General features: G+C 64.6%; 17 protein-coding genes. 12 read left to right on the top strand and 5 right to left on the bottom strand.

Annotation, left to right across the window (positions count from 1 at the left end; all coding sequences use genetic code 11):
* Nucleotides 1-11: 11 nt before the first annotated feature.
* The 3 genes from cmk (at nt 12) to NKL06_RS14790 (ending at nt 3,623) form a co-directional block, all read left to right on the top strand.
* Nucleotides 12-656, top strand: a complete 645-nt coding sequence (gene cmk / locus NKL06_RS14800; protein ID WP_031195781.1) for a (d)CMP kinase — start codon at nt 12-14, stop codon at nt 654-656.
* Between the two features lie 205 nt (nt 657-861).
* On the top strand, nt 862-2,559 hold the full coding sequence (rpsA, locus tag NKL06_RS14795; protein ID WP_023671316.1) for a 30S ribosomal protein S1: 1,698 nt from the start codon (nt 862-864) through the stop codon (nt 2,557-2,559).
* Nucleotides 2,560-2,801: 242 nt separating this feature from the next.
* Nucleotides 2,802-3,623 (top strand): MOSC domain-containing protein, encoded by an 822-nt coding sequence (locus NKL06_RS14790; RefSeq protein WP_023693134.1) that lies wholly within the window; start codon nt 2,802-2,804, stop codon nt 3,621-3,623.
* Between the two features lie 135 nt (nt 3,624-3,758).
* On the opposite strand, the gene NKL06_RS14785 is transcribed toward NKL06_RS14790, so the two are convergent.
* The 4 genes from NKL06_RS14785 to NKL06_RS14770 all read right to left on the bottom strand — a co-directional run bounded on the left by NKL06_RS14785 (nt 3,759) and on the right by NKL06_RS14770 (nt 7,742).
* Nucleotides 3,759-4,466 carry an SDR family NAD(P)-dependent oxidoreductase gene (locus NKL06_RS14785; protein WP_023693135.1) on the bottom strand — a complete coding sequence of 236 codons (708 nt, stop codon included), beginning with the start codon at nt 4,464-4,466 and terminating at the stop codon, nt 3,759-3,761.
* 188 nt (nt 4,467-4,654) lie between these two features.
* Nucleotides 4,655-6,235: a 5-guanidino-2-oxopentanoate decarboxylase gene (locus NKL06_RS14780; RefSeq protein ID WP_023693136.1), complete on the bottom strand. Its 1,581-nt coding sequence runs from the start codon at nt 6,233-6,235 to the stop codon at nt 4,655-4,657.
* Nucleotides 6,232-6,900: a TetR family transcriptional regulator C-terminal domain-containing protein gene (locus NKL06_RS14775; protein ID WP_023693137.1), complete on the bottom strand. Its 669-nt coding sequence runs from the start codon at nt 6,898-6,900 to the stop codon at nt 6,232-6,234. Before NKL06_RS14775 ends, NKL06_RS14780 begins: the two co-directional genes overlap by 4 nt.
* Nucleotides 6,870-7,742: a dimethylarginine dimethylaminohydrolase family protein gene (locus NKL06_RS14770; RefSeq protein ID WP_023693138.1), complete on the bottom strand. Its 873-nt coding sequence runs from the start codon at nt 7,740-7,742 to the stop codon at nt 6,870-6,872. Before NKL06_RS14770 ends, NKL06_RS14775 begins: the two co-directional genes overlap by 31 nt.
* Here NKL06_RS14770 and NKL06_RS14765 point away from each other — a divergent pair.
* From NKL06_RS14765 to NKL06_RS14730, 8 genes are all read left to right on the top strand, one after another.
* Complete coding sequence (locus NKL06_RS14765) at nt 7,669-7,824, top strand: hypothetical protein (RefSeq protein WP_196813600.1); 156 nt, start codon at nt 7,669-7,671, stop codon at nt 7,822-7,824. The two genes, NKL06_RS14770 and NKL06_RS14765, sit on opposite strands and share 74 nt — an antisense overlap.
* Before the next feature lie 144 nt (nt 7,825-7,968).
* Complete coding sequence (locus tag NKL06_RS14760; RefSeq protein ID WP_023693139.1) at nt 7,969-8,784, top strand: ABC transporter ATP-binding protein; 816 nt, start codon at nt 7,969-7,971, stop codon at nt 8,782-8,784.
* Between the two features lie 54 nt (nt 8,785-8,838).
* The gene (locus tag NKL06_RS14755; RefSeq protein ID WP_023671323.1) at nt 8,839-9,639 is read left to right on the top strand and encodes a transporter substrate-binding domain-containing protein; all 801 of its coding nucleotides are present in this window, start codon (nt 8,839-8,841) and stop codon (nt 9,637-9,639) included.
* Nucleotides 9,640-9,778: 139 nt separating this feature from the next.
* Nucleotides 9,779-10,492, top strand: coding sequence for an ABC transporter permease (locus NKL06_RS14750; protein ID WP_196814080.1), 714 nt, complete (start codon nt 9,779-9,781; stop codon nt 10,490-10,492).
* Entirely contained in the window at nt 10,492-11,301 is an 810-nt protein-coding gene (locus tag NKL06_RS14745; protein WP_023693141.1) for an ABC transporter permease, read from the top strand. The genes NKL06_RS14750 and NKL06_RS14745 overlap by 1 nt, the downstream gene beginning before the upstream one ends.
* A 105-nt stretch (nt 11,302-11,406) precedes the next feature.
* On the top strand, nt 11,407-12,408 hold the full coding sequence (locus tag NKL06_RS14740; protein ID WP_023693142.1) for an Ldh family oxidoreductase: 1,002 nt from the start codon (nt 11,407-11,409) through the stop codon (nt 12,406-12,408).
* Nucleotides 12,409-12,725: 317 nt separating this feature from the next.
* The gene (locus NKL06_RS14735; protein WP_023689223.1) at nt 12,726-13,178 is read left to right on the top strand and encodes a DoxX family protein; all 453 of its coding nucleotides are present in this window, start codon (nt 12,726-12,728) and stop codon (nt 13,176-13,178) included.
* A gap of 104 nt (nt 13,179-13,282) precedes the next feature.
* Complete coding sequence (locus NKL06_RS14730; protein ID WP_023693143.1) at nt 13,283-14,263, top strand: complex I NDUFA9 subunit family protein; 981 nt, start codon at nt 13,283-13,285, stop codon at nt 14,261-14,263.
* A gap of 15 nt (nt 14,264-14,278) precedes the next feature.
* Here NKL06_RS14730 and NKL06_RS14725 read toward each other — a convergent pair whose 3' ends face one another.
* A complete protein-coding gene (locus NKL06_RS14725) occupies nt 14,279-15,649 on the bottom strand; it encodes a cytochrome P450 (protein ID WP_023693144.1) in 1,371 nt (456 codons plus the stop codon).
* Between the two features lie 217 nt (nt 15,650-15,866).
* Here NKL06_RS14725 and NKL06_RS14720 point away from each other — a divergent pair, with 217 nt between their 5' ends.
* A complete protein-coding gene (locus NKL06_RS14720; protein WP_023683526.1) occupies nt 15,867-16,436 on the top strand; it encodes an NADPH-dependent FMN reductase in 570 nt (189 codons plus the stop codon).
* The last annotated feature ends 63 nt before the right edge of the window (nt 16,437-16,499 follow it).

Raw genomic sequence — 16,499 nt, 5'->3', positions numbered from 1 at the left:
GAGGTCGCGAATTGCCGTTCACCATCGCCATCGACGGCCCGGCCGGCGCCGGCAAGGGCACGCTGGCCCGCCGGCTGGCCGACCACTACCGTCTCAACCTGCTCGACACCGGCCTCACTTATCGCGCGGTCGCCCATGCGTTGATCCGGCACGCGCTGCCGCTCGACAATGTCTCGGCCGCCGAAACCGCTGCCCGCCAGGTCAATCTAGCCAAGCTCGACCGGGCGGTCTTGTCGGCGCATGCTGTCGGCGAAGCGGCTTCGAAGGTAGCGGTTTACCCTACCGTTCGGCGCATCCTGGTCGAAAAGCAGCGCGATTTCGCCAAAACGCCGCCGGGCGCGGTGCTCGACGGGCGCGACATCGGCACGGTCGTGTGCCCTGACGCCGACATAAAACTCTATGTGACGGCGAGTGCGCAGGTGCGGGCGCAGCGCCGGCTGGCGGAAATCGAGAGCATCGGCGGCACTGCCAATTTCGCCGAAATCCTTGCCGATATCATGCGCCGCGACGAGCGCGACATGGGCAGGGCCGACTCGCCGCTGAAGCCCGCCGCCGACGCGCACTTGCTTGATACCTCCGAAATGGCTATAGAGGCCGCGTTTCTGGCGGCCAAAGCGATCATCGACGACGCCTTGGCCAAGAGAGATAAAGCCTGATCCAGGGTTTTCCCGCTGCCACCGATTGCCGGAAGCGAAGAAAATACCCATATCGGGCACGAACCAGCCTGCCAGCATTCTTCATGCGCCGGAATTGCCGCTTAGGCGGCCCAGGGCTTTTGTAGCCCGGAACGCCGGCAGGCCAACGCAACGCTAACCCACGGCGCCCGTCCCGCTTCAGATGCGGGGCACTCCAGGAGAAAATATGTCAGCTGCAAATCCCACTCGCGACGATTTCGCGAGCCTGCTCGAAGAATCATTTACCACCGGTCACTCCGGCGAAGGTCAGGTCGTCAAGGGCACGATCCTGGCGATCGAAAAAGACATGGCCATCATCGATGTCGGCCTCAAGGTCGAAGGCCGCGTGCCGCTGAAGGAATTCGGCGTCAAGGGCAAGGACTCGACGCTCAAGGTCGGCGACACGGTCGAGGTCATGGTCGAGCGCATCGAAAACGCGCTGGGCGAAGCCGTCCTGTCGCGCGACAAAGCCCGCCGCGAAGAGAGCTGGGTCAAGCTCGAAGAGAAGTTCACCAAGGGTGAGCGCGTCGAAGGCGTCATCTTCAACCAGGTCAAGGGCGGCTTCACTGTCGACCTCGACGGCGCCGTGGCCTTTCTGCCGCGCAGCCAGGTCGATATCCGCCCGATCCGCGATGTCTCCCCGCTGATGCACAACCCGCAGCCCTTCGAGATCCTCAAGATGGATCGCCGCCGCGGCAACATCGTTGTGTCGCGCCGCACCGTGCTCGAGGAAAGCCGCGCCGAACAGCGTTCGGAAATCGTGCAGAACCTCGAAGAGGGCCAGGTTGTCGAAGGCGTCGTCAAGAACATCACCGACTACGGTGCGTTCGTCGACCTCGGCGGCATCGATGGCCTGCTGCATGTCACCGACATGGCGTGGCGCCGCGTCAACCATCCGACCGAAATCCTCAACATCGGTCAGACGGTCAAGGTGCAGATCATCCGCATCAACCAGGAAACCCACCGCATCTCGCTCGGCATGAAGCAGCTCGAGAGCGATCCGTGGTCCGAGATCGGCACCAAGTTCCCGATCGGCAAGAAGATCAAGGGTACCGTCACCAACATCACCGACTACGGCGCGTTCGTCGAGCTGGAGCCGGGCATCGAAGGCCTCATCCACGTTTCAGAAATGTCGTGGACCAAGAAGAACGTGCACCCCGGCAAGATCCTGTCGACGACGCAGGAAGTCGACGTTGTGGTGCTCGAGGTCGATCCGGCCAAGCGCCGCATCTCGCTCGGCCTCAAGCAGACGCTGGAAAACCCGTGGCAGGCTTTTGCCGCGAGCCATCCGGTCGGCAGCCAGGTCGAGGGCGAGGTCAAGAACAAGACCGAGTTCGGCCTGTTCATCGGCCTCGAAGGCGACGTGGACGGCATGGTGCACCTCTCCGACCTCGACTGGACCCGTCCGGGCGAGCAGGTCATCGAAGAGTACAATCGCGGCGACATGGTCAAGGCGCAGGTGCTCGACGTCGACATCGACAAGGAGCGCATCTCGCTCGGCATCAAGCAGCTGGCCAAGGATACGGTCGGCGAAGCCGCGACTTCAGGCGAACTGCGCAAGAACGCCGTCGTCACCTGCGAAGTCACCGGCATCAAGGATGGCGGTCTGGAAGTGCGGCTGGTCGACAGCGGCATCGAGACCTTCATCAAGCGCAACGACCTCAGCCGGGACCGTGACGAGCAGCGCCCCGAGCGCTTCTCGGTCGGCCAGAAGCTGGACGCCCGCGTCATCGCCTTCGACAAGAAGACCCGCAAGCTGCAGGTCTCGATCAAGGCGCTGGAAATCGCCGAAGAGAAGGAAGCCGTCGCACAGTACGGCTCTACCGACTCCGGCGCTTCGCTGGGCGACATCCTTGGCGCCGCGCTGAAGAAGCAGGGCAGCTAAGCCGCTTCGCGCGCAGCGCGTAAGCCGCTTCGCGCAAGCTAGGCCTCGGCTGCGCCTCGCGCGCAGCCTGAACAAGAAAACCCGCGGGCCGCAAGGCTCGCGGGTTTTTCATGCTCGGCTGCGCGATTGGCACAAGACTAAGACCGTGCAACCCCTTCAATTCCGCACGCGCGGTTGTAGGCTCGGCCGTCGTTGCAGACGTAAACACGGAAGGCCCTTCGGGCAACAGAGAAGCATGCGGGATGAAGGTCGTCGAACTCTATCGCTATCCGGTCAAGAGCCTGCGCGGCCATGCCGTGCCGAGCGCCGACATCGAGACAATGGGCATGGAAGGCGACCGCCGCTGGATGGTCGTCGACAAGGATGGGCAGTTCCTCACCATTCGCCAGATACCTGATATGACGACGATCGACGTCGAGCATCGCGAAACGGGCATCCTGTTGAAACATGACAGGCATGGCTCGCACTTCGTCGAGGCTCCGGCTCCCGGCACCGCGCTCCGGCAAGTCAAGATCTGGAAGGATATGGCTGCCGCGCGGCCGGGCGATCCGGCCGCCGGCGCCTATCTCTCGGCTATTCTTGGCCGGCCCGTCGATCTCGTCTATTTCGACGATCCGCAAAACCGGCCGGTCGATGCGGAATTCGGCCAGCCCGGCGATTTCGTCGGCTTTGCCGACGGTTTTCCGCTGCTGATCGCCACGACAGGCTCGCTGAACCATCTGAACAGCCATCTTGCCAGGCCCATCGAGATGGCGCGGTTCCGGCCAAACATCGTCGTCGACGCAGACGGCGCATGGCTCGAAGACAGCTGGAAGACGATCCGCATCGGCGCTGTCGAGTTGTGCATCGCAAAGCCTTGCTCGCGGTGCGTCATCACGACCCGAGATCCGTTGAGCGGCGAGCAGCCGGACCCGCGCGAGCCGTTGCAGACGCTTGGCAAAATCCACCGCTCCGCCAAGGGCGGCATCATCTTCGGCCAGAATGCGATTCCCAACAACGCCGGCGCGATCGCCATCGGCGACGCAGTCGAGGTCGTGGAAGCGGGCGTCTCGAACCTGACGTAGTCGCAGGCCTTCTAATGCCGTGGAGGCGTCGGCGGTCGCCATGATTGAATGGCTAACCTCCGCTGTAGATCAGGCGAGGTCGGCAAAGGCCGCCATCGGAAGCCAAACCAAATGAGTCGCCTGCGCGGCGGAACTTCAGGCGCGGCCGTAAAGTGGCGCCAGCGTTCCGCTCATTGCCAGATTGGCCGGTGATGCCAGATAGGCGATTGCCTCGGCGGCGGCTTCGAGGCTGACCCATTTGCCGAAATCGGAATCCGGCATGTCGGCGCGGTTGGCCGGCGTATCGAGCGTCGAGGGCGCTACCGCGTTGACCAGTATGCCTTTGTGCTTCAGCTCTTCCGCCATCGCCACGGTCATCGCCGCCACTGCCGCTTTGCTGGCGGTATAGGCGACCATGCCGGCGCCTCTGCGCGGGTCGAGCCCGGCGCGTGCCGTGACATTGACGATGCGGCCCGCTGTGTTCGAGCCCAGCATGGAGCGTACTGCCGCGCGGCAGCACAGAAAGGCGGTGCGGGCGTTGGTGTCCATCATTTCGGCAAAGGATGCGGATTCGATTTTCTCGACGGGGGCCATGGCAAAGCCGCCGGCCAGATGGATGGAGGCCCACAATTCGGGAACGCTGTCATAGAAGGCATCGACCTTGGCAGGATCGGCGAGATCGACATTATGCGCCAGCCGGACGCGATCATGGGCCGCGAAGGGGAAATGCGTGGGGGCCGACGCGTGGGCATTGGGCACATGGCAGATCGCACCGTCCGCCAGCAATTTGCCGACGACCGCGGCACCCAGCGCCCCGGTGCCACCGGTCACCACGATATGCTTGCCCTGAACTGTTTCCGTCATCCTGAACGCTCCTGTCGTTTCTTATGATTATGTCGCTTGTCGTGCCGCGCCGACGCAGAGCGTCGCGCCTTTTGCACGATCACTCAACCGACATCTCGACATGGCAGTTGTTGCGTCTTTGCATCGCTCGAAGCCGCCGACCGCCCCTTCCGACCCCCGCGCATGGACGTACGGCGCGCGGCCAGGCGTCAGTCGATGGTGATTTCGATGACGTGCGGCAGTCTGGTTGCGCGTGCGCGTTTGAGCGCATCGGCGAGACCGGCAGTACCGGCAAGCCGCTCGGCTGATATGCCGTAGGCCTCGGCCAGCTTGCAGAAATCCGGCGGCGCCGGGGACACGCCGACCGGCTCGACGCCGACATCGAGCATCGACGTTTCGATCTCGCGATAGCCTCTGTTGTTCCAGACGACGAAGATGACCGGTGCGGGTGCATCGAGCGCCGCGCCTAGCTCCGGCAAGGTGAACTGGAAGCCGCCGTCGCCGGTCAGGCAAACCACCGGCACGCCGGGCATGGCGAGCGCTGCGCCGATCGCCGCCGGCGGCCCGTAGCCGAGCGCGCCGAAACCGGTGGCGGCGTTGAACCAGCCGCCTGGCCGGTCATGGTCGTAATAGAGATTGGCGGCGTAGATCGGCTGGGTGGAATCGCCGACGATGATGGCGCCCGGCAGTGCGTCGCGGATGGTTTCCACCGCACGCACCTGCGCGGCATAGGCCGGGCTGAGCTCGGCAAAGGCCGCCTTTCTCGACGCGGCTGCGCGGCTCTCGCCGTCCTTCGCTGCGGCATGATCAGGGTGGAGCGCGCCTAGCAGTGCACCAAGCACCTCCGCGCAATCGGCCTGGATGCCGACGCTCACCGGGCGGCGGGCGAGCTGGTCGGCGCCGATATCGATGCGGATCAGATTGGCGGGCAGCACGAAGCCGCCGTCGCTGTAACCGTCATAGTCGGTCGGGCCGAATTCGGTGCCGGCGGCGATGACCAGATCGGCGTCTGCCATCAGCGCACGCACCGCCTTCAGGCTGGGGCTGGCCGGCACGCAAAGCGGATGCGCGTGCAGCAGACCGCGCGCATTGGCGGTCTGGACGACAGGTGCGCCGAGCCGCTCGGCCAGGCGCTGCAGTGGCTGTTCGGCGCGCTTGGCGCCGCCACCGGCAAGGATCAGCGGTCGGCGCGCGGCTGCGATCAGTTTGGCTGCCTCGGCAATGGCTGCGCCATCCGGCGCCGGCGGCGCCGCATTGGTGAGCGAAGCAGCGATGCCGTCGGCCGGTTTGACCATGACGTCGGTCGGGATCTCGATATGGACGGGGCCTGGCCGCGACGACGAAAACAGCGCAAAGGCCCGCGCCAGAGCGCCCGGCAATTCGCTGGCCTCGGTGACACGCTGCGAAAACAGCGCCACCTTCTCCATCATGCCGCGCTGGTCCGGCAGTTCGTGCAGGAAGCCCAGCCCCTTGCCCAGCGTCGGCATCGCGTTGACGCCCGAAATCACCAGCATCGGCACCGAATCGGCGCGCGCCTGGCCCATTGCGGTGATGGTGTTGGTCAGCCCCGGTCCGGTGATGACAAAGGCAACGCCCGCCCGGCCGCTGGCGCGGGCATAGCCGTCGGCCATGAAGCCGGCGCCCTGTTCGTGACGCGGCGTGACATGGCGTATCTTTGAACGCGCCAGCCCGCGGTAAAGCTCGACAGTGTGGACGCCAGGAATGCCGAAAACGGTGTCGACGCCATGCGCTTCGAGCAGCGTGATCAGCGCTTCGCCGATGGTGGTCATGGCTTCTCTCCCTTTTGCGGCGCGAGGCCGAGCTCGGCCTCTATGGCTTTGACGCCGATCGCCGCCAATTCGCCAGGCGAGAACATCTCTGCGGCCAGACAGCCTTCGATCCAGAGCCCGTCGATGATCGCGTTGATGGCAATGGCATGGCGGCGCAGTTCATTTGCGTTTGGCCTGCGCTGCTCGGCGCCGAGCACTTCGGCAACGACTGCTTCCACCTCGTTGCGAAAGCCAAGATAGCCTTCGCGGTGGGCGCGAGCCAGGCTCGGATCCGCGCCGGCGCGGCCGATGAAGGTTGCCCACAGCGAAAACACGCGTGCATCGATGATCGGCGCGTTGAGGTTGGCGGTAACGAAGGCCGCAAGGCGCTGGCGCGGCGAGGCGTCTTCCATGAGCAATGCCGCCTTCGCCCGCTCGGTCATGCGGCCCATCAGCGCCGCGTACGTTTCCTGCAGCAAGTCTTCCTTGCCGGGGAAATAGTGCCGGATCAGCCCGGCGGTGACACCGGCGCGCAGTGCGATGGTGCGCAGGCTGGCGCCCTCCAGCCCATGTTCGGCCACGCTGTCCAGGGTCGCGTCAATCAGATCCTGCCGCCGCCGCTCCTCGCCCTCGCGGCGGAACTTGCGGCGCTCATTCATTGCCGCAGGATGGGCCGCGTCAGGCATGTCGGCCCACCTTCGCAGGCGATGCAGAGGGCATCCGCCTCGAAGATTTGAACCGTGCAGCCGGCGGCTTCCATCGCGGCCTTGGTCTTGGGAAAGCCGGCGACGGCAATGACCTTATGCGGGCTGGTCGGCAGCACGTTCAGGCTGAGGCCGTTGGACGCGGCAAACTCTTCGGCGTCGCCTTCCACCAGCCGGATGCCGCGCGCCTTCAGCAACTGATAGAACGGCGCCGGCAAAAGCGGTGAATAGACCAGGGCCAGGTCGTCGGCCAGCGGGCTGATCACCGACATCAGATGCAGGCACGCCTCCTCGCCCTGCCACAGCGGCAGATCGAAACCGTAGACGGAAATGCCGAGCGGCGTCAGCAGATTGGAAACCTGCTGTATGCCTTCCTGGTTGGAGCGCACCCCGCGCCCGATCACCAGCGTGCTGGCATCCAGCCATACGCAATCGCCGCCTTCTACCTGGCCGGGAGCCTGGACGCGGCCGAGGATGGGAATACCCAGGCGTGTGTAGGTTTCCTCATGCAGCGATGGCTCCCGGGCGCGCAATGGCTTGCCCATGGACAGGATCAGCGCGCCGCGGTCGGTCATCAGCGACGGGTCGTGGGTGAATACGGAATCCGACAGCCCGTCGGCCTTGTCATCGATCCATTCGATTTCGGCGCCGGACGCCGCCACCAGCTCAGCGAGAGCCGCGTGCTGCGCCGCCGCTTTCGCCGGGTCGAAACCCGGGCCATAGTGCCAGGTAGCCCGGTCGGCACCGCGCATGGCATTGGCCGCCGACCGCATCAGCACGCGCCGCAACGGCGCCGCCATGGATTGTGATCCGAAAGCGCTCATCAGTGCCCTTTTCAATGCCGTGTTCAAGGTGAAAAAAATGGAAAAAATTTCATCGGAGGCTATTTATACACTTGCACAATAAGGCCGCAAGTGCCGTAATGAGCGGGATTGACGGGCTCGCGCTGTTGGGTCCATGCTGAAGTCTGGAGTGGGCATTACAGCGTATGTTGATTAGCCGGATAGACGTTCGACGATCTGCCGTGGACCCTGTGGCAGAGGTTCCCCGGTGAGCGCGGCGGGAACCGCCGCAGTCCAATCCGGCAAGGCGCAGGACGGCGCCGCCGAAGCCATCCATGTCGAGAACCTGCACAAGAAATTCGGCCAGCTGCATGTGCTGAAAGGCGTTTCGCTGTCGGCGCGCGACGGCGAAGTGATCGCCATTATCGGCGGCTCGGGTTCCGGCAAGTCGACGCTGCTGCGCTGCATCAACTGCCTGGAAAACCCGACCAGCGGCATCATCCGCGTCAATGGCGAGGAGATCAAACTCAAGGCCGACAGCCACGGCCACACCGTGCCCGCCGACCGCCGGCAGATCGAACGCATCCGCGCCAAGCTCGGCATGGTGTTCCAGAACTTCAACCTGTGGAGCCACATGACGCTGATCGAGAACGTCATCGAGGTTCCGGTGCATGTTCTGGGCGTAAGGCGCGACGTGGCGATCAGGGAAGCCGAAAAGCTTTTGGCGCGCGTCGGCCTCGCCGAAAAGCGCGACGTCTATCCGGCCTATCTCTCCGGCGGTCAGCAGCAGCGCGCGGCGATCGCCCGCGCCCTGGCCATCAACCCGCGCGTCATGCTGTTCGACGAGCCGACCTCGGCGCTCGACCCGGAGCTGGTTGGCGAGGTGCTGAAGGTGATCGGCGACCTGGCGCGCGAGGGCCGCACCATGGTGCTGGTCACGCATGAAATGAAATTCGCCCGCGAGGTCGCGACCCATGTCGTCTACCTCTGCAACGGGCTGGTCGAGGAAGAGGGGCCGCCGGAGCAGATATTCGGCGCACCGAAATCCGAAAGGCTGAAGCAGTTCATCCGCAACATCGGCTAGGACAAGCCGGGACGGAAGAAAACCGGGAACCAACAACAAACTGGGAGTCGTGACATGAAGACTGTTCTGAAAACATTCGCCGCAGCGCTGCTGCTCGGCGTCGCCGCCATGGGCGTGGCCAAGGCCGATCCGGTCAAGATCGGCGTCGCCGCCGAGCCCTATCCGCCCTTCACCTCGCCGGACGCTTCCGGCAAATGGGTTGGCTGGGAAATCGAGTTCATCGACGCCGTCTGCGCCGAGGAGAAGCTCGACTGCGTCATCACGCCTGTCGCCTGGGACGGCATCATCCCGGCGCTGACGACCAAGAAGATCGACGTCATCGCCAGTTCGATGTCGATCACTGCCGAACGCGAGAAGACCATCGACTTCTCGGATAAGTACTACAACACGCCGACCGCCATCATCGGGCCGAAGGACCAGAAATTCGGCGCCACGCCGGACGATCTCAAGGGCAAAGTGCTCGGCGTGCAGGTGTCGACCACCCATTCGGCCTATGCCAAGAAGCATTTCGGGCCCACGGCCGCCGAGATCAAGGAATACCAGACGCAGGACGAAGCCAACAACGATCTGGCCGCAGGCCGCCTCGACGCCGTCCAGGCGGATTCGATCGCGCTCGACGCATTCCTGAAGTCGGACCAGGGCAAGGCCTGCTGCGATCTGAAGGGCATGGTGGCTCCGGACGATGAAGTGCTCGGACCGGGCGTGGGCGCCGGCGTGCGCAAGGAAGACACCGACCTTAAGGCCAAGATCAACGCCGGCATCAAGGCGATCCGCTCGAACGGCAAATATGACGAGATATCGAAGAAATACTTCGATTTCGACATTTACGGTGGTGGCGGCGCGCAGTCGAACTGACGATCCTCGCATGAGCTAGGGGGCATGGCGTCAGCGCCATGCCTCCCTGCCCCCGCCGGCGCTGCCGTCGGCGGTGGTTGAAGCCAGCAATCCGGGGGCGACGCTGATCGACGCACTTCTTTCGGCCTCGGCGGCCGGCATCATAGAGCTCCTTTCGCCCAATCCGCCGGGCTGGGGCGGCACGCTCTTGCTTGGACTGCTCCATTCGATCGAGATCGCGCTCGGCGCCACGGTCCTCGGTCTCCTGATCGGCACCGGTGGCGCCTTTGGCAAGCTTTACGGCGGTCCGGTCGTGCGCGACCTGCTGGCGGTTTACACCACCATCGTGCGCGCCGTGCCCGAACTGGTGCTGATCCTGCTGCTCTATTATGCCGGGACGGACCTGATCAACCAGGCGCTGACGGCAATGGGCTACCAGCGCGTCGACATCAGCGGCCTTGCCGCGGGCATCGCCGTGCTCGGCTTTGTCCAGGGTGCCTATTCGACCGAAGTGATCCGCGGCGCCATCCTAGCCATACCGCAGGGCCAGATCGAAGCCGCCCGCGCCTATGGCATGTCACCCGGGCTCATGCTGCGGCGCATCACCTTGCCGGCGATGCTGCCCTTCGCCATACCCGGGCTCGCCAATCTGTGGCTGATCGCCACCAAGGATACGGCCCTTCTGGCGGTCGTCGGCTTTTACGAGCTGGCGCTGGCGACGCGGCAGGCTGCGGGGGTCACCAAAGCCTATTTCACCTTCTTTTTCGCCGCGGGCGTGCTCTATCTCATCTTGTCGCTGGTCTCCAACCTGCTCATCGGCCGCGTCGAGGCCTGGTCGCGGCGCGGTATGCCGTCGCTCAAGGATGCGCGCTGATGGCCGGAGAAGCGATCATCATCAACGCTGCCGCGCGCACGTCGCTGTGGCTGCAGCCGCATCGCATCGTGCTGATCCTGATCGCGATCGGGCTGGTGCTGAGCGCCGCCTTCTTCATGCGCTGGGACTGGCTGCCGCAATATTATGAAATGGGGCTTCTCGGCATCTGGCGGTCGCTGTGGATCCTGGCCGTCACCTGCTTTCTCGGCTTCCTGCTCGCCGTGCCGCTCGGGCTGGCGCAGGCCGCCGGCCCGTTCTGGCTTTCCGCCCCCGCCAGGACATTCTGCACCGTCATCAGGGGCACGCCGCTGCTGATCCAGCTCTGGCTGCTCTATTACGGGCTCGGCTCGCTGTTTCCGCAATATCCGTGGATCCGCGAGTCCTGGATGTGGCCGTATCTCAGGCAAGCCTGGCCCTATGGCGTGCTGGCGTTGACCTTGTCCTTCGCCGGTTACGAGGGTGAAGTGATGCGCGGCGCCTTTGCCGGCGTGCCCAAGGGGCAGCTCGAGGCAGCCCGCGCCTTCGGCATGAGCCGCTGGAAGATTTTCCGCCGCATCTGGCTGCCGCAGGCCATCTACCGGGCGCTGCCGACGCTGACCGGCGAAACCGTGCTGCAGCTGAAGTCGACGCCGCTGGTGGCGACGATCAGCGTCATCGACATCTTCGCCGTCTCGTCCAAGGTCCGGCAGGACACCTACCTCACCTACGAACCCTTGCTGCTTTTGGCGCTGATCTACATGATCATCACCGGCATACTGGTGTTTGCATTCAGCAAGATCGAGGCGCGGATTCCGAACAAGGTGGGCTAGTGAGTAGGCAGTAGTGAGTAGTCAACATATGACCGGGAAACCGCTTGCTTTCGCTACTCCCTACTGACTACTCCCTACTCACTCACCACCAATCGGGTCCGCACCATGCAACTCTCTCTCGACCAGGCAACAGGGCTGTGCCGGATGGCGGCACTCGGCGCCGGCGCCAATGAGGAGGCGGCGCGGTCGCTCACGGCCTCGATCATTGCCGCCGAGGCGGAAGGGCTTTCGACCGTCGGGCTGACCCATTTCATCGATTACCTCGAAGCGCTGGAAGCCGGCCGCATCGACGGCAATGCCGATCCCGTGATCACCAGGCCGGCGCTCGCCGTCTATAAATCCGATGCGCGTGGCGGCCTCGCCCATACCGGCTTCGACCGCACCATCGATGACCTTGCCAAGGCGGCAAAGCTGTTCGGCGTCGCCATCTTCTCGCAGAAGAACGCTTATACCTGCGGCGCACTAGGCTATTTCACCGGGCGTCTGGCGCAATTGGGATTGGTCTCCTTCGCCGCCACCAACGGGCCGGCGGTGCTGGCAGGCTCGGGCTCGGTCAAGCCGGTCTATTGCACCAACCCGATGTCGTTTGCGGCACCCGCCGCCGATGGCGCGCCGCTGGTCATCGACCAGTCGTCGAGCGCCACCGCGTTCGTCAACATCCGCAAGGCGGCCGAGGACGGCAAGAAGATCCCCGAAGGCTGGGCGCTGGACGCCAGCGGCAACCCGACCACCGATCCGGCCGCGGCCATGAAGGGCGCCATGCTGGCCTTCGGCGGCCAGCGCGGCGCCAACATCGCGCTGATGGTCGAAGTCCTGGCTGCCGGCCTGTCGGGCGCCAACTGGTCGCTCGACGCGCCCTGGTTCTCCGGCGGACCGGACAGCCCGGGAACCGGCCTGTTCGTGCTCGCCGTCGAGCCCAAGCTGCTTGACCCGGATTTCGAGCAACGCATGAAGGACCAGCTCGACCGGCTGCGCCGGCGCTTTGGCGTGCACGTGCCGGGCCGGGCGCGGGCCGAAGCGGCCGAGAAGGCGCAGGCGCGCGGCATCAATGCCCCCAAAGCCGTGGTGCAGCGCATTTCCGAGTTCGCCGAGCGCTATTCGGGCTGAAGCGGTCCTGCGACAACGCGACCTGGCTGAACCTTTCTACCGATCGCAACGACCAATAGCTGCCGGGTCGGGTTTGCCCGGTCGGTGTCTTCTGTCGGATACGTCCAGGGCCCGGGCGGGCGTATGCCGTCTCAGCTTATCCGCCCGGTTGCGCTCTGTCTCGACCGTTGCGTCACCCGGAAAACCCGCTTCGGCGGGGTTTTCTGCGTTCGTGCTCTGTGTGCTAAAACATGATGGCGGAAGTTAACTTTTGTTAACTTGACTTGCCGGGAACCATCGGGCGTTTGCAAGGGATCGTCACAACAACAGGAGCTACGATGTCCGCAACCACCGACGCTTCCCGCGGCAAACTTATCGTTCCGGTGTTTGGCCGCCTGTATTCGTCGCTGCATGATGGCGCCGAAACCCTTCTGCGCGTCGTCGCCGGCGGGTTTCTCACCATTCACGGCTCGCAGAAGATCACCAACCCTTTCGGCGCCGCCGAGATGGTCGAAGGCCTCGGCTTCTATCCCGGCGCGTTCTGGTCGTTGCTTTTGTCCTGCACCGAATTCTTCGGCGGCATTCTGATCGCCATCGGCCTGTTGACTCGGCCCGCCGCCTTTGCCGGCATGATCGTGCTGCTGGTCACCGTCTGGTTCCACTGGATCACTGTCGGCCAGGGCTTTTCCGGCGCTGAAAAGTCGCTTCTATGGGCGGCGATCCTGCTGTTCTTCGTTATCCGCGGCGGCAACCGCCAGTCGGTCGACGCGCGCATCGGCAAGGCGTTCTGAAGGGTCTATAAGAGGGTGGCAGCGACGACGCGTCACCCTTTGCCTTTGGCCCAAAACGGACTATGAAACGGCTTCAGCCAAGCTTTCGAGCGCCGGAGCCAGCCATGACCGAAATCCTGCAGATCCCCAAGCTCGTGGTCGTCTTCGGCGGCTCCGGCTTCGTCGGCCGCCACATCGTGCGGGCGCTGGCCAAGCGCGGCTACCGCATCAGGGTGGCGGTGCGCCGGCCCGATCTCGCGGGACATCTGCAGCCGCTCGGCAATGTCGGCCAGATCCAGCCGGTGCAGGCCAATGTGCGCGTGCGCTGGTCCGTCGACCGCGCCGTGCAGGGCGCCGACCATGTCATCAATCTGGTCGCCATCCCGCATGAAAGCGGCCGGCAGAAATTCAACACCGTGCACGAATTCGGCGCCCGCGCCGTCGCCGAAGCCGCGCGCTCGGTCGGCGCAGGACTGACCCATATTTCGGCGCTTGGCGCCGACCTCAACGCCGAGTCCGACTATGCCCGCACCAAGGCGCTCGGCGAAAAGGCCGTCCTGGAGACGATCCCGGACGCCGTCATCTTCCGTCCGTCGATCAATTTCGGACCCGAGGACAGTTTCTTCAACCGCTTCGCCGACATGGCGCGCTATTCGCCGGTGCTGCCGCTGATCGGCGGCGGCCAGACCAAGTTCCAGCCGGTCTATGTCGGCGATGTCGCCGAAGCGGTGGCGCGTTCGGTCGAGGGCAAGATCAAGGGCGGCCAGATCTATGAACTCGGCGGGCCGCAAGTGCTCACCTTCAAGCAGTGCATGGAAGAGCTGCTGACCGTCATCGAGCGCAAGCGGCTCCTGGTACCGGTGCCGTGGTGGATGGCCAATCTGCAGGCCTCGATCCTCGGCCTGCTGCCCAACCCGTTGCTGACCAAGGACCAGGTGCTGCTGCTGCGCCAGCCCAACATCGTGTCGGAGGAGGCCAACAAGGCCAACCGGAACCTTGCCGGCCTCGATATCCAGCCGCAGTCTATCGGCACCATCCTGCCCAGCTATCTCTGGCGCTTCCGCGCCGCAGGCCAGTTCCAGCGCAAGCCCGCCGGCATCGCGTAACGAGGCGTTGCGCCGTTAAACGCGCCGCGTCACCTGCATCGGCAGGCCGCCCTGCGGCTGTGTCGTCAGTTTCTGCACCGGCCACGGTTTGGTCTCGGCGGTCACGTCGAAGCGGAAGCGCGACAGCATGATGGCCAGCGCAATGATCGCCTCCTGCATGGCGAAGCTGGCGCCGATGCAGATGCGCGGACCGGCGCCGAATGGCAGATACTGGAAGCGGTCGATCTTCTCGCGGTTTCCCGGATGGAAGCGTTCGGGCATGAAGGCATCGGGCATGTCCCACAGTTTTCTGTGGCGGTGGACGACCCAAGGCATCACCAGTACGGCCGCGCGCTTGGGGAGCACCAGATCGTTCCAGGTCTCCGTCTCGATCGGCTCGCGGTTGATCGACGGCGCCGGCGGATAAAGCCGCAGCGCCTCCTCGAGGGCGGCGCGGGTGAACGGCATTGCGTCGAGCCATTTCGTTGGGTCGGGTTCGCGCGCCAGCACGGCCTCGATCTCGCGCTCGACCTTTTCACGCTCCCACGGCGCTTCGGCGAGGCAGTAGATCGTCCAGCCCAGTGCCCGCGCGGTGGTCTCGTGGCCGGCGCCGATGAAGGTGATGATGTTGTCCTCGACTTCCGCCCGCGTCAGCCCGTCGGGGCCTTCGGCGCGCAGCAGAAGCGTCAGGAAATCCTGCGGCGCGGTGTCGGGGTCGCGCTTCAGCCGCTCCTCGCGCATCTTGACTGTATCGGTGACGATCTTGCGGAAATAGGCCATGGTCTTGCGGCCGCGGATGCGGGTCAGCCGCGGCAGCCATTCGGGCGCGCGCAACAGGTCGAGCGGATCGACACGGCCCATGGTTTCGAACAGGCGGTCGATTTCCTGCGCGAAACTGCCGGGCTCGCCCGCAATCTCGCCCGAAAACAGCGTTTCGGCCAGGATATCGTAGGTGAGCAGCGTCATGTCGTGGGCGACATCGGTCATGCCGCCCTCCTCGTAGCGGGCGACGAACTGCATCGTGCGGCGCAGCATCGGCTCGGCAAAGCCGAAGATATGCCGCGGCGTGAACACCGGCGCCATCGCCTTGCGCGACCGCTTCCACACCTCGCCTTCGGCGGTCAGCAGCCCGTCGCGCAGGATCGGCCGCAGGATCATCTGGCGCACCGTTGCCATCTTGTAGTTCTTGGCGTTGTCGATCAGCACGTGGCGGATGAGGCCGGGATCGTTGGCGACGATCAGATGCCCGCCGACGCCATTCGCCGAAATCCAGGGCTCGTTGTAGGTGTGCTCGCCCCACAGTTCGAGCGGATTGCGGTAGACGATCCGCATCATCTCCAGCGTCGAAGGCGGCGTCGTGCGCGGCCTGGGCGCCGGCGGCACGAAGGGGACGGGCTGCGTGTCCATGAGGTGCTCCGCTGATAGCTCAGATGTAGTGGCTGGCAATCCGGGCGTCCATGTGACCGAACGGCAAACTGAAACGCTGCAGCGCCCGGTGTGCCCGACAGACGGTGTGTTCATCGGATCGTGACCGCCGGTGAAACGGTTGCGGCTTGTCCGGTTGGACACTCTGCCATAGGTGACAGTTACCAACAGCTACTGCCAATCGCCCAGGAGAGTCCGCTTGAAGCACAAGCTGAACATCATAATCGGCAGCACGCGGCCGGGCCGCGCCGGGCCGGTCTTCGCCCACTGGCTGGAGGATTTTGCCCGCGAGCACGGCAAATTCGAACCGGTGCTGACCGACATTGCCACGTTCCATCTGCCGGTTCTGGACGAGCCGCATCACCCCAGGCTCGGCAATTACCAGAACGACCACACCAAAGCCTGGTCGAAGGTCATTGATGCCGCCGACGCCTTCGTGTTCGTGGCGCCGGAGTACAATTATTTCGTGGCGCCTGCGATCGTCAACGCCATCGACTACCTTGCGCGCGAATGGAAATACAAGCCAGCCGCCATCTTCAGCTATGGCGGCATTTCCGGAGGCCTGCGCGCCGCGCAGGCGCTGAAGCCGCTGCTGACCGCGGTGGGCGTCATGCCCATCTCGGAAGGCGTCGCGCTGCCGATGTATCAGAAACTGCTGGAGAGCGACGGCTCCTTCCAGGCTAGTGAGCAGGTAGAGGGTGGGACCAAGACCATGCTGGACGAGCTCTCGCGCTGGAGCGGGGCGCTGAAGCCGATGCGGGCTACGTAACGCAGCCGGCCCCGGCTTGCTCATGCCATAAAGAGGTGGAATGGTCGGCAGGTGACTGAGCCG

The organism is Mesorhizobium sp. C268A (genome assembly GCF_040324475.1).
Classification (GTDB): Bacteria; Pseudomonadota; Alphaproteobacteria; order Rhizobiales; family Rhizobiaceae; genus Mesorhizobium.
Note: the sequence above shows the minus strand (reverse complement) of the source record. Positions and strands in the feature narration are given on the sequence as shown.